The following is a 13,177-nucleotide window of genomic DNA, read 5'->3' as shown; positions in this document are numbered from 1 at the left end:
ACATTAGTTTCAACGGAAAAAATGAAAGCAAACCTTATATTTCATCGGGTTAGCTGAGCATTTTTGTGGTTGTTGTCGGACAACCATACACAATGTCAGTGATTGAGAATATTCTTAGTTAGGTCAGGGTAACAAATCAGTGGATGAAAAAAACAGAGATATATGGCAGAACTCATCATTAAATATTATATAACAGGCTACAAAATAAACAATGACAATGAGTGCGCTTAATATAGATAGAAAAGGAAAGGGCCGCAAATGCGGCCCTTAGAGGGGAGATTAGTGATGCTCAACCGTATGGCTGTGCTCAATATCTTCATTTCTCTTGCTAAAACGGCGGCGAACCACCACGAAGAATACTGGTACAAAGAAAATAGCCAGAACCGTCGCGGTCACCATCCCGCCCATTACGCCAGTACCTACGGCGTTCTGCGCACCGGAGCCTGCCCCAGAGCTAATAACCAGCGGCATTACCCCCAGGATAAATGCCAGTGAGGTCATCAGGATCGGACGTAGACGCATACGTACCGCTTCGAGCGTCGCTTCAATCAGGCCTTTACCTTCTTTATCCATTAGGTCTTTGGCGAATTCAACGATAAGAATCGCGTTCTTCGCCGACAGACCAATGGTTGTTAGCAGACCAACCTGGAAGTAGACGTCATTAGTCAGCCCGCGGAAAGTTGCCGCCAGCAGTGCACCAACAACCCCGAGCGGAACGACCAGCATGACCGAGAACGGAATTGACCAGCTCTCATACAATGCCGCCAGGCACAGGAATACGACAATCAGCGAGATCGCGTAGAGCGCAGGTGCCTGGTTGCCGGACAACCGTTCCTGATAGGACATACCGGTCCAGTCGTAGCCAATACCAGAAGGCAGTTTGCCCGCCAGCTCCTCCATCAGGTTCATTGCTTCACCGGTACTCTTACCAGGCGTTGCTTGACCGAGGATTTCCATTGATGGCAGACCGTTATAGCGTTCCAGACGCGGAGATCCATATTCCCAGCGTGAAGTGGAGAAGGCGGAGAACGGCACCATCTGTCCATCGCTACCGCGCACGTACCAGTTGCCAATATCTTCTGGCAGCATACGGTATTTGGCTTCGGACATGATATAGACTTTCTTGACGCGACCACGGTCGATAAAGTCGTTGACATAGCTACCACCCCAGGCCGAACCCAGTGTGGTGTTGATATCGCTAATCGAAACGCCGAGAGCCTGCGCTTTTTCCTGATCGATATCGACCTTAAACTGCGGTGTATCTTCCAGGCCGTTTGGACGAACGCCACTTAATACGTCAGGATGCTGCGCAATCATGCCAAAGAGCTGGTTACGTGCCTGAGTGAGTTTTTCGTGACCCAATCCAGCCTGATCGATCAGCTGGAAGTCAAAGCCGGTAGCGGTACCCAGTTCGACAATAGCTGGCAGGTTAAAGGCGAAGACCATTGCGTCTTTAATTTGCGAGAAGTAGCCCATTGCTCGACCTGTAATCGCCTCAACCTTGTTCTCGTCGCCTGGACGCTGACTCCAGTCTTTCAGAGAAACGAACGCGATACCGGTGTTTTGTCCGCGACCCGCGAAACCAAAGCCGTTAACGGCGAATACTGATTCAACGTTGTCTTTCTCTTTGGTGAGATAGTAGTTGGTCATCTCATCCAGAACTTTTTGCGTACGCTCCTGAGTTGCCCCGGCAGGTAGCTGCGCCATGCTGAGGAACACGCCCTGATCTTCGTCTGGCAGGAAGGAACTTGGCAGACGCACGAACAACCAAGCCATTCCCACTACGATGATCAGATATAGCACCAGATAACGACCGGTACTGCGCAGAATGTTGCCTACGCTATCGGTGTAGTGATGCGTGCTCTTATCAAACATGCGGTTAAACCAGCCAAAGAAGCCGGTGGTTGCACCATGGCTGCCTTTCGCGACGGGTTTAAGCATCGTGGCGCAAAGCGCCGGGGTCAGGATCAGCGCTACCAGTACCGACAGCGCCATGGCCGAAACGATAGTGATAGAGAACTGACGATAAATCGCACCGGTAGAGCCGCCGAAGAAGGCCATCGGGATAAATACTGCCGAAAGCACCATCGCGATGCCCACCAATGCGCCTTGAATCTGGCCCATTGATTTACGCGTTGCCTCCTTCGGCGGTAGCCCTTCCTCAGCCATAACACGCTCGACGTTTTCCACCACCACGATGGCATCATCCACGAGTAGACCGATGGCGAGCACCATACCAAACATAGTGAGGGTGTTTATCGAGAAGCCAAACGCAGCAAGTATCGCAAAGGTCCCCAGCAATACAACCGGTACCGCGATCGTCGGAATCAGCGTCGCGCGGAAGTTCTGCAGGAACAGGTACATGACCAGGAACACCAACAGGATCGCTTCAACCAGCGTTTTCACCACTTCGTTAATAGATATTTTAACGAATGGAGTGGTGTCATATGGGTAAACGATTTTCAGTCCTGAAGGGAAGAACGGCTCCATCTTCACCAGCTCAGCACGAATGGCGTTAGCGGTATCCAGGGCGTTCGCACCAGTCGCCAGTTTAATCCCCAGACCGGAAGCCGGCTGGCCGTTAAACTTTGCGATGACATCGTAGTTTTCACCACCCAATTCAATCCTCGCGACATCGCGCAGACGAACCTGGGAACCATCCTGGTTGACCTTCAACAGAATGTTGCCGAACTCTTCAGTATTAGTCAGACGAGTCTGCGCCACGATGGAGGCATTCAACTGCTGGCCTTTCACCGGTGGCGTACCGCCTAACTGACCTGCCGCAACCTGGGCGTTCTGCGCTTTCAGGGCGCTAATCACGTCAACCGGCGTTAGCTGGAAGTTGTTCAGTTTGTTTGGATCCATCCAGATACGCATGGCGTATTGGGAGCCAAATAGCTGCACGTCACCTACGCCGCTGGTACGGCTAATGGCATCCTTCATGTTGGCAGCAACATAGTCAGAAATGTCATCCTGATTCATGGTGCCGTTGGTATTGATAACGCCGACAACCATCAGGAAGCTGCTGGATGCCTTTTCAACGCTAATACCCTGTTGCTGTACTTCTTGCGGCAACAACGGTGTTGCAAGTGCCAGCTTGTTCTGTACCTGAACCTGAGCGATATCCGGATCGGTACCGGATTCAAAGGTGAGGGTGATTGTCGCCGTACCAGTGGAGTCGCCATTTGATGACATGTACATCAGGTGATCGATACCGTTCATGTTCTGTTCGATAACCTGAGTTACGGTGTTCTGCACGGTTTCTGCATCAGCACCGGGGTACATGGCTGTGATGGAAATTGCCGGAGGCGCAATCGTTGGATATTGCGCTATCGGCAATTTGAGGATCGAAAGTCCCCCAGCCAGCATGATAATAATGGCGATCACCCATGCAAATATGGGGCGATCGATAAAGAAATTAGGCATGTCTTAACGGCTCCTGTTTAAGTTAAGACTTGGGTTGTTCTGACTGAGCATTGCCAGCGGCTTGCTGTTTATCGTCAGAAACGACTTCCTGCGCTTTTACCTGTACGCCTGGTTTGATTTTTTGCAGACCAGTGATGATCACGCGATCGCCCGTTTTCAAACCTTCGGTGACCAGCCATTTGTCGCCAATTGCCTGAGTGGCGGTAATCTGACGGACTTCGACTTTATCGCCTTCGCCAACAACCATGGCGCTCGCATCACCGCGTGGCGTACGAGTTACGCCCTGCTGAGGAACCAGCATAGCATCAGGGTTTACACCTTCTTCCAGACGTGCACGGACGAACATTCCAGGTAGCAGAGTGTGATCCGGGTTGGGGAAGATAGCGCGCAGCGTGATAGAGCCGGTAGTCTGGTCAACGGTGACGTCGGAAAACTCCAGCGTACCGCCCTGCGGGTAGGTAAGGCCGTCGTTAGTGACCAGCTCAACCTTCGCTTTACCGTTTTCCTGCTGCAGTTTGCCGTTGGCTAACTCTTGTTTTAAACGCAGAAAATCATTGCTTGATTGAGTCACGTCGACATAAATAGGATCAAGCTGCTGCACGGTAGCCAGCGCAGTGGTTTGGCCGTTTTGCACCAGGGCGCCTTCGGTTACAGCGGATTTACCAATGCGACCGCTGATAGGAGAGGTGACTTTGGTGTATGCCAGATTGATGCGTGCAGTTTCTACAGCAGCTTTGGCGGCGACCACTGCAGCATTACTCTGCTGAGCGGCTGCAACGGCAGTATCGTAATCCTGTTGGCTAATGTATTTAGTGCCTAGCAGTTTCTGATAACGTTTTACCGTCAACTGGTCCATATTTGCCGCAGCTTGCGCTTTTGCTAAATCACCTTTTGCGCTTTCATAGGTGGCCTGATAGGTCGCCGGATCAATTTGATAAAGAGACACGCCAGCCTGAATATCGCTGCCTTCAGTGAAGTTACGTTTCAGAATAATGCCACTGACCTGAGGGCGAACTTCCGCAACGCGATAAGCGCTGGTGCGACCTGGCAGTTCAGTTGTGATTTGTAGCGGAGCGGATTTGAGCGTCACAATACCGACTTCCGGCATTTGTTGGGCCCCTTGCTGAGCCGGTTTGTCGTCACATCCTGTTAGCGCTAAGCTGCCTGAGAGCATCAGAACGACCGCCAGAGGCGTTAACCCTCTGTTTTTGTTCATATGTAAACCTCGAGTGTCCAATTTCAAATTGTTCAGTGGCTCAATCGACCACAAACCCACTGCTGTGTTTCTATTATGGTCATGCTATGGTACATACATTCACAAATGTATGTAAACGTAACCTCTGTAAACTCATCGACCTATGGCACGAAAAACCAAACAACAGGCGCTTGAGACCCGGCAACAGATTCTGGATGTTGCTCTGCGTTTGTTTTCGCAGCAAGGCGTATCATCCACCTCGTTGGCCGCAATTGCAAAAGCCGCTGGCGTGACAAGGGGCGCTATCTACTGGCATTTCAAAAATAAATCAGATTTATTTAATGAAATATGGGTACTTTCGGAAGCCAGTATTAGTGACCTCGAAGTTGAGTATCGGGCAAAATTCCCTAACGATCCACTGTCAGTCGTTCGCGAGATCTTAGTGTATATCCTTGAAGCCACTGTGACAGAAAAACGCAGGCGGTTGATGATGGAAATCATCTTCCATAAATGTGAATTCGTTGGTGAAATGGTAACGCTTCAACAGGCTCAGCGAAGTATGTGCCTGGAGAGCTATGATCGCATCGAACAAACATTAAAGGAATGTATTGCGGCAAAGATGTTGCCTGCCAATTTGCTCACCCGGAGAGCGGCAATACTGATGCGCAGCTATCTTTCGGGCCTGATGGAAAACTGGCTATTGGCGCCGAACGCCTTCGATCTGCAAAAAGATGCGCGAGAGTACGTCGCGACGCTGCTCGAAATGTATCAATTCTGCCCTTCTCTACGAGCTCCAGAAGGAGTCGAAGCTTAAGCGCGTCAGCAGAGAAATAGCCAATATTTCCTGCTTTTCGCCGCTATTCGCGCGATGTCATAAGTGCTATCCTTCGCGCTGCGACGATCCCCGGTATTCTCCGGCTTTTGCAACCACTCATGTTAACACTATGCTGCATACTATCCGTTGGCGAAATGCCATTTCCGCTTTTATTTTTACCCTGATTTTTTTCGTCGGCTGTATCAGCGTCAACCAGGCGCTAGCGGCTGATTTACCTGAACGTGCCGAAGTCCAAAGTCAACTCAACACGCTGAATAAGCAAAAAGATCTGACCCCGCAGGATAAGCTGGTTCAGCAGGACCTGACTCAGACACTGGAAACTCTCGATAAAATTGAACGCATAAAGTCGGAAACGGCCCAACTGCGTCAGCAGGTCGCTCAGGCCCCTGCTAAAATGAATCAGGCCATCGATAGCCTGAATGCATTGAGCGATGCTACTGATGATGAGGCGACGCGAAAAACGTTGAGCTCCTTGTCACTGCGTCAGCTGGAATCGCGCGTTTCTCAGACGCTGGACGATCTACAAAATGCACAGAACGATCTGGCAACTTATAACAGCCAGTTAGTCTCCCTGCAGACACAGCCGGAGCGCGTGCAAAATGCGATGTATTCAGCTTCTCAGCAGCTCCAGCAAATCCGTAATCGTCTGAATGGCACTTCGACAGGCGAGGAAGCGTTGCGCCCCACTCAGCAGAATTTGCTGCTGGTACAGCAGGCTTTACTGAACGCGCAGATCGATCAGCAGCGCAAAAGTCTGGAAGGCAACACGGTGCTGCAGGATACCCTGCAAAAGCAGCGTGATTATGTTACCGCCAATAGTAACCGTTTACAGCATCAGCTTCAGTTATTGCAAGAAGCTGTCAACACTAAGCGCTTAACGCTCACTGAGAAGACTGCTCAGGAGGCGGTTTCTCCAGATGAAGCAGCAAAGATTCAGACTAACCCGCTGGTGAAACAAGAGCTGGATATTAACCATCAGCTTAGTGAAAAACTTATTTCAGCAACGGAAAACGGCAATCAGCTGGTCCAGCGTAATATCAAGGTAAAGACCTGGCTCGATCGCGCTTTACAGTCTGAACGCGATATTAAAGAGCAGATCTCGGTGCTGAAAGGCAGCCTGTTACTGTCGCGCATTCTTTACCAGCAACAACAGACGCTGCCCTCGGCGGATGAACTGAGCGATATGACTAACCGCATCGCTGACCTGCGCCTTGAGCAGTTTGAGGTTAACCAGCAGCGAGACGCGTTGTTCCAGAGTGATGCTTACGTTGCGAAACTGGAAGAAGGGCATAGCAGCGATGTTAACCCCGAAGTGCATGATGCTCTGCTGGAGCTGATTGATATGCGCCGGGAGCTGCTCGATCAGTTTAATAAACAGCTTGGCAATCAGTTGATGATGGCGATTAACCTGCAAATCAACCAGCAGCAGTTAATGAGCGTCTCGACCAACCTCAAAGCCATCCTGACGCAGCAGATTTTCTGGGTCAACAGTAACCGTCCGATGGATTGGGAATGGATTAAAGCCTTCCCGGAAGCGCTGCAAGGTCAGTTTAAGGCGATGAAAATCACCGTAAACTGGGAAAAGGCCTGGCCTGCGGTATTTATTGCATTTCTCGCCGGTTTGCCGCTATTGCTGATTGCCGGGCTGATTCGCTGGCGTCTGAAATGGCTTAAAGCGTATCAGGCGAAGCTGGCATCGCAGGTCGGACAACTACGCAATGACACTCAGCTTCATACGCCGAAAGCGATTCTCATCGATCTGATTCGAGCGCTGCCAGTGGTGTTGTTGATTCTGGCCATTGGTCTGATTCTGCTAACGATGCAGCTGAATATCAGCGATTTGCTGTGGGCCTATAGCAAAAAGCTGGCGATTTTCTGGCTGGTATTTGGCCTGTGCTGGAAGGTGCTGGAAAAAGACGGCGTGGCGGTGAGCCACTTCAATATGCCATCACAGTTGACCAGCCACTGGCGGCGGCAAATTGTGCGCGTCAGCCTTGCGCTACTGCCACTGAATTTCTGGTCGGTGATGTCGGAACTGTCGCCGCTGCATCTGATGGACGATGTGCTGGGGCAGTTCGTTATTTTCCTCAACCTGCTGCTGATTGCGGTTCTCGTCTGGCCAATATTTCGTGAAAGCTGGCGAGATAAAGAGTCCCACGGTCTGCGTCTAATCACCGTGACCGTACTGTCGATTGTGCCGATTGCGCTGATGATTTTGACGGCAACGGGCTACTTCTACACCACGCTGCGTCTTGCGGGTCGCTGGATTGAAACCGTTTATCTGGTGATGTTGTGGAATCTACTGTACCAGACCGTGCTGCGTGGTTTGAGCGTAGCTGCCCGACGCATCGCCTGGCGTCGGGCGCTGGCGCGCCGTCAGCACCTGGTTAAAGAAGGGGCCGAAGGCGCTGAGCCACAGGAGGAACCGACGATAGCACTGGAGCAGGTTAACCAGCAGACGTTGCGTATTACGATGTTGGTAATGATCGCGCTGTTCGGCGTGTTGTTCTGGGCTATTTGGTCGGATCTGATCACCGTTTTTGCTTATCTCGACAGTATTACGCTTTGGCACTACAACGGTACAGAGGCCGGGGTCAGTGCCATAAAAAGCGTCACCATGGGCAGCTTGCTGTTTGCGATTGTGGCGTCCATGGTGGCCTGGGCGTTAATTCGCAACCTACCAGGGCTACTGGAAGTCCTGGTGCTCTCACGGTTGAATATGCGTCAGGGGGCGTCATATGCGATTACCACGATCCTGAACTACGCCATTATTGTTATTGGCGCGATGACAGTCTTTGGTTCGCTGGGCGTTTCGTGGGATAAGCTGCAGTGGTTGGCAGCAGCGCTGTCGGTTGGTTTAGGCTTCGGCCTGCAGGAAATTTTTGGTAACTTTGTCTCCGGTCTGATTATCTTGTTCGAACGCCCAGTTCGTATTGGCGATACGGTGACCATCGGTACGTTCTCCGGCACCGTCAGTAAGATCCGCATCCGCGCCACGACGATCACTGACTTTGACCGCAAAGAAGTGATTATCCCGAATAAAGCCTTCGTTACGGAGCGTTTGATTAACTGGTCGCTTTCCGACACCGTGACCCGCGTCGTCATCCGCTTGGGCGTGGCCTATGGTTCCGACCTGGATAAGGTGAAAGAAGTTCTGCTACAGGCTGCGCATGAGCATCCTAAAGTGATGCAAGAGCCCGCGCCGTCGGTCTTCTTTACCACCTTTGGTGCCAGTACGCTCGATCACGAACTGCGCCTGTACGTGCGCGAACTGCGCGATCGTAGCTACGCGGTAGATGAATTAAACCGCGCTATCGATCGCTTGTGTCGGGAGAATGATATCAATATCGCCTTTAACCAACTGGAAGTTCATTTGCGTAATGAGAAGGGCGATGAAATCACTGAGGTGAAGCGTGATGCAAATGGGGGCGATGCGGCTCCGGCGATAGGTTAAGGTTACTGGGGCGGTAAGCATGCCGCCCCTCTTAGTTTTATGGGGTGAGAGAGGAGAGTTCTTCCTGACTCAGTCCGGTCATTTCCATTATCATCCCGGCATCCAGCCCGCTGGCGAGCATTTTCAGGGCAATGCTGCGCGAGATTTCTTGACGGCCTTCCAGTAAACCTTTTTTACGACCTTCCTCTTCCCGCCATTCGGCAATCGTCATCAGTGGCTCCTTATGCCTGGGCGACTGTTTCGCCAGCTCGCGAATGAGAGGCTCGGGCTTTTCCGTGGTTCCCGCCTGCAGGATATAGCTGACCTCTGGCACCTTCAACGATCCGGTAATAGACTACTTTTGCGTGTTTTGCGTGTTTTGCGTGTTTTGAGAGGCTTCTTCCGCACTTTTTACTTTGTTTTCATAGTCACGACGAATAATCTCCAACGCAGCTAGCACGGTTTGCGCTGGGACATTATTCTCTTCAAGCAACATAATTAAATCGACCGCTAGCTTGACCTCGTCTGATGCGTTTTCCAGCGACATATTTCTTCCTCCACTTAGCGGGTTAAACGTGCCAGTACGTATTCGATTTTCTCCAGCGCGTCACGACAGCGGGCCAGACGTCCGGCATAGGCATCCACTTCTTTTGCCAACCGCTGCTGTTCATCAAAGGTTGTGGCTTGCGCGAGCTGACGCTGGCGATCGTTTCTCATCGCCAGCAGCCTACGTTCGTATTCCTGATGCTGCAGACGTCGGCGCTGCCAACGGTTTAGTGTGGGTGAAGCGCTATCCCAGTTGCGTAGCGACCAGGTTGACGTTTCCCGGCTGATAGCGGCGATCTGGGCAACGAGACGTTCCGCCAACCAGGTGACCTGCGGCAGTTGCTGGCGTTCGACTGCCTGCTGTAGCTCGGTGAAGCATTCGTTGGCTTCATCCAGATAAGCCTGCATTTGCGTGCTGCGGGTGCGGAACAGTTGGCGATCGAAGCGTGGGCTGAGCGTCGCGTGATCCGCCAGTGGCGCAACTTGCGTTGCCAGCGCTGCCAGTTGATTTTCCAGCGAGTGTAAAAGCCGGGCCGTTTTCAAATAACTCCTCCCTACCCAGATAAACAACTGTGCTACATTAGCGTTATCTTTTTGATAACGATTCGCATTATGCCACGTATTATTTTAATCATCATTGGCTGGCTGGCGGTAGCATTAGGAACGCTGGGCGTGTTTTTACCCTTATTGCCGACGACGCCGTTTATCCTGCTTGCGGCCTGGTGTTTTGCCCGCTCGTCGCCGCGCTTTCACCACTGGCTGCTGTACCGTTCGTGGTTTGGTGGCTACCTGCGCCATTGGCAGAAATACCGCGCTATGCCGCCTGGAGCTAAACCTCGGGCGGTGGTGATGATTTTGCTGACCTTTGCCATTTCCCTGTGGCTGGTTAATCTTACGTGGGTGCGCATCCTGCTGCTGGTGATTCTCACCTGTCTGCTGATATTTATGTGGCGCATTCCGGTGGTTGATGCAAAGCAACAAAAGCACTGATGCACAATAATGATGGTTGCAATTGTCGCTGACAGACAGTAAATTCTGGCGTTTTCGAGCGCGGGTACGACTGGTCAAAGGTTAAACAAATGTTTCTTTGGCCCGTTTGTCATGCCCGTGAGTAACACCGTTTTAATCAGGCATAAACTTATGACCGCAACTGCACAGCAGCTTGAATATCTGAAGAACAGCATCCAAAGCATCCAGGACTACCCGAAGCCTGGTATCCTTTTCCGTGATGTCACCAGTTTGCTGGAAGACCCAAAAGCCTACGCGCTTAGCATTGAACTGCTGGCAGAGCGCTACAAAGACGCGGGTATTACCAAAGTGGTGGGCACCGAAGCGCGTGGTTTCCTGTTTGGCGCACCGGTTGCGCTGGCGCTGGGCGTTGGCTTTGTTCCAGTGCGCAAGCCGCGTAAGTTGCCGCGTGAAACCATCGCGGAGAGCTACGAGCTCGAATACGGTACCGATCAGCTGGAAATCCATGTTGATGCCATTAAAGAAGGCGACAAGGTACTGGTGGTTGACGACCTGCTGGCGACCGGCGGCACCATCGATGCGACCGTGAAGCTGATCCGTCGTCTGGGCGGTGAAGTACATGATGCAGCCTTTATTATCAATCTGTTTGATCTGGGCGGCGAACAGCGCCTGGAGAAGTTGGGAATCAACAGCTACAGCCTGGTTCCCTTCCCGGGCCACTAAGCATTTCCCGACACATAGCCTCGCTGATTGGGCGGGGCTGTGATAGCATGGCCCCCTCGTGATTTCACCTTCCAGCGTTTCAGAGCCAGCCCATGAGTTATCAGGTCTTAGCCCGTAAATGGCGCCCACAAACCTTTGCTGACGTCGTCGGCCAGGAACATGTGCTGACCGCACTGGCGAACGGCTTATCGTTAGGGCGCATTCATCACGCATATCTCTTTTCCGGTACCCGCGGGGTGGGTAAAACCTCCATCGCTCGCTTATTGGCGAAAGGGTTAAACTGTGAAACCGGCGTTACTGCCACGCCTTGTGGCGTCTGCGATAACTGCCGAGAAATAGAGCAAGGGCGTTTTGTCGATCTGATCGAGATCGATGCCGCCTCGCGCACCAAAGTCGAAGATACCCGCGATTTGCTGGATAACGTCCAGTACGCACCGGCCCGTGGTCGCTTCAAGGTCTATCTGATCGATGAAGTCCACATGCTGTCGCGCCACAGCTTCAACGCGTTACTAAAAACGCTAGAGGAGCCGCCTGCGCACGTTAAATTCCTGCTGGCGACGACCGATCCGCAAAAGCTGCCGGTCACTATTCTTTCCCGCTGCCTGCAGTTTCATCTCAAGGCGCTGGATGTTGAACAGATCCGTCATCAGTTAGAGCATATTCTCGGTGAAGAACAGATTGCTTTTGAGCCTCGGGCGCTACAACTGCTCGCACGCGCGGCGGATGGTAGCCTGCGCGATGCGTTGAGCCTGACCGATCAGGCTATCGCCAGCGGCGATGGCCACCTGACCGCAGAATCTGTCAGCACCATGCTTGGCACTCTTGATGACGATCAGGCGCTCTCGTTGATTGAAGCGCTGGTGGCTGCCGATGGCGAACGCGTGATGGCGGGCGTCAATGAGGCGGCTGCTCGTGGTGTCGAGTGGGAAGCCCTGTTGGTCGAGATGCAAAGTTTGTTGCACCGTATTGCAATGGTCCAGCTCTCGCCGTCGGCGCTCGGCGCGGATATGGCGGCGATAGAGCTGCGTATGCGCGAGCTGGCGCGGACCGTGCCGCCAACCGATGTTCAGCTGTACTATCAAACGTTGTTGATTGGCCGCAAAGAGCTACCGTACGCGCCGGACAGACGGATGGGTGTTGAAATGACGCTTCTGCGGGCGCTGGCATTCCACCCGCGCATGCCGTTGCCGGAACCGGAAGCCCCTCCGGCGCAAACGGTCCCGGCCGCACCTGTACAGCAGTCCGTCCCGGTATCTGCTCCACCGCCGCCGCAGAATTTGCCGCAGACCACCAGCCAGGTGCTGGCGGCCCGCAGTCAGCTGCAGCGTAGCCAGGGAGCACCCAACCCAAAAAAGAGTGAACCGGCAGCCGCTTCCCGCGCGCGGCCGGTGAATAATGCCGCGCTGGAACGACTGAGTTCGATTAGCGAGCGCGTACAGGCGCGTCCGGCAGTTGCCGCTCTGGAGCAAGCTCCGGCGAAAAAAGAAGCTTACCGTTGGAAATCGACGATGATTGTTGAAACGGTAAAAGAAGAAGTTGCAACGCCGAAAGCGCTGAAAAAAGCACTGGAGCATGAAAAAACGCCAGAACTGGCGGCTAAGCTGGCCATCGAAGCGGTCGAGCGGGATAGCTGGGCGGCGGAAGTTAGCCAGCTCGCGGTACCGAAGCTGGTGGAGCAGGTGGCTCTCAACGCATGGAAAGAGCAGGAGGGTAACCGTGTCTGCCTGCACTTACGGCCGAGCCAGCGCCATCTGAACTCGGCGGGCGCGCAGCAAAAGCTGGCGGAAGCGCTGGGTATTTTGTACGGTACGCCGGTTGAATTGACCATCGTGGAAGATGATAATCCCGCGATGCGCACGCCGCTTGAATGGCGGCAGGCAATTTATGAAGAAAAGCTCACGCAGGCGCGTGAAGCGATTATTGCGGATAACAACATCCAGACGCTGCGTCGGTTCTTTGATGCGGACCTGGATGAAGAAAGTATCCGCCCCATTTGATTGCAAGTTAAACTTGCGATCATCATCCTTAACGACGACTTACTGAGAGAGAA

General features: G+C 52.7%; 9 protein-coding genes, 1 pseudogene and 1 other annotated feature. Of the genes and pseudogenes, 5 read left to right on the top strand and 5 right to left on the bottom strand.

Translation table 11 applies throughout. The annotated features are described in order from the left end of the window. Positions 1–279 precede the first annotated feature (279 nt). Entirely contained in the window at positions 280–3,426 is a 3,147-nt protein-coding gene (gene acrB, locus DA718_RS21890; protein ID WP_112214174.1) for a multidrug efflux RND transporter permease subunit AcrB, read from the bottom strand. Positions 3,427–3,448: 22 nt separating this feature from the next. Further along, entirely contained in the window at positions 3,449–4,642 is a 1,194-nt protein-coding gene (gene acrA / locus DA718_RS21885; protein WP_112214175.1) for a multidrug efflux RND transporter periplasmic adaptor subunit AcrA, read from the bottom strand. Positions 4,643–4,784: 142 nt separating this feature from the next. On the opposite strand from acrA, the gene acrR reads away from it, so the two are divergent. Continuing rightward, positions 4,785–5,435 (top strand): multidrug efflux transporter transcriptional repressor AcrR, encoded by a 651-nt coding sequence (acrR, locus tag DA718_RS21880; RefSeq protein WP_112214176.1) that lies wholly within the window; start codon positions 4,785–4,787, stop codon positions 5,433–5,435. A gap of 130 nt (positions 5,436–5,565) precedes the next feature. Then, the gene (gene mscK / locus DA718_RS21875; RefSeq protein WP_112214177.1) at positions 5,566–8,910 is read left to right on the top strand and encodes a mechanosensitive channel MscK; all 3,345 of its coding nucleotides are present in this window, start codon (positions 5,566–5,568) and stop codon (positions 8,908–8,910) included. Between the two features lie 37 nt (positions 8,911–8,947). Here the strand turns inward: mscK and DA718_RS21870 are convergent. The 3 genes and pseudogenes from DA718_RS21870 to priC form a co-directional block, all read right to left on the bottom strand. Beyond that, positions 8,948–9,208: pseudogene (locus tag DA718_RS21870) on the bottom strand (Rpn family recombination-promoting nuclease/putative transposase); the annotation flags it as partial. A 36-nt stretch (positions 9,209–9,244) separates the two neighbouring features. Beyond that, the gene (rsmS, locus tag DA718_RS21865) at positions 9,245–9,436 is read right to left on the bottom strand and encodes a pleiotropic regulatory protein RsmS (protein WP_112214178.1); all 192 of its coding nucleotides are present in this window, start codon (positions 9,434–9,436) and stop codon (positions 9,245–9,247) included. A gap of 14 nt (positions 9,437–9,450) precedes the next feature. Further along, complete coding sequence (priC, locus tag DA718_RS21860) at positions 9,451–9,978, bottom strand: primosomal replication protein N'' (RefSeq protein ID WP_112214179.1); 528 nt, start codon at positions 9,976–9,978, stop codon at positions 9,451–9,453. 69 nt (positions 9,979–10,047) lie between these two features. Between priC and DA718_RS21855 the strand changes: the two genes are divergently transcribed. The 3 genes from DA718_RS21855 (at position 10,048) to dnaX (ending at position 13,124) form a co-directional block, all read left to right on the top strand. Further along, the gene (locus DA718_RS21855; protein WP_110273695.1) at positions 10,048–10,425 is read left to right on the top strand and encodes a DUF454 family protein; all 378 of its coding nucleotides are present in this window, start codon (positions 10,048–10,050) and stop codon (positions 10,423–10,425) included. Between the two features lie 150 nt (positions 10,426–10,575). Then, positions 10,576–11,127 (top strand): adenine phosphoribosyltransferase, encoded by a 552-nt coding sequence (gene apt / locus DA718_RS21850; protein WP_110273694.1) that lies wholly within the window; start codon positions 10,576–10,578, stop codon positions 11,125–11,127. A gap of 92 nt (positions 11,128–11,219) precedes the next feature. Further along, positions 11,220–13,124: a DNA polymerase III subunit gamma/tau gene (dnaX, locus tag DA718_RS21845; RefSeq protein WP_112214180.1), complete on the top strand. Its 1,905-nt coding sequence runs from the start codon at positions 11,220–11,222 to the stop codon at positions 13,122–13,124. Beyond that, positions 12,457–12,521 (top strand) — a sequence feature (DnaX frameshifting element). Its footprint overlaps the gene before it by 65 nt. Positions 13,125–13,177 lie beyond the last annotated feature (53 nt).

Origin of the sequence: Klebsiella huaxiensis, assembly GCF_003261575.2 — a bacterium.
Taxonomy (GTDB): Bacteria; Pseudomonadota; Gammaproteobacteria; order Enterobacterales; family Enterobacteriaceae; genus Klebsiella; species Klebsiella huaxiensis.
The sequence above is the reverse complement of the archived record's forward strand: the minus strand, read 5'-3'. Positions and strand labels throughout refer to the sequence as shown.

Bases quoted from the DNA above. Each gene is read 5' to 3' on its own strand.
- acrB (WP_112214174.1), bottom strand. From the start codon at position 3,426: ATGCCTAATTTCTTTATCGATCGCCCCATATTTGCATGGGTGATCGCC.
- acrA (WP_112214175.1), bottom strand. From the start codon at position 4,642: ATGAACAAAAACAGAGGGTTAACGCCTCTGGCGGTCGTTCTGATGCTC.
- acrR (WP_112214176.1), top strand. From the start codon at position 4,785: ATGGCACGAAAAACCAAACAACAGGCGCTTGAGACCCGGCAACAGATT.
- mscK (WP_112214177.1), top strand. From the start codon at position 5,566: ATGCTGCATACTATCCGTTGGCGAAATGCCATTTCCGCTTTTATTTTT.
- rsmS (WP_112214178.1), bottom strand. From the start codon at position 9,436: ATGTCGCTGGAAAACGCATCAGACGAGGTCAAGCTAGCGGTCGATTTA.
- DA718_RS21855 (WP_110273695.1), top strand. From the start codon at position 10,048: ATGCCACGTATTATTTTAATCATCATTGGCTGGCTGGCGGTAGCATTA.
- apt (WP_110273694.1), top strand. From the start codon at position 10,576: ATGACCGCAACTGCACAGCAGCTTGAATATCTGAAGAACAGCATCCAA.
- dnaX (WP_112214180.1), top strand. From the start codon at position 11,220: ATGAGTTATCAGGTCTTAGCCCGTAAATGGCGCCCACAAACCTTTGCT.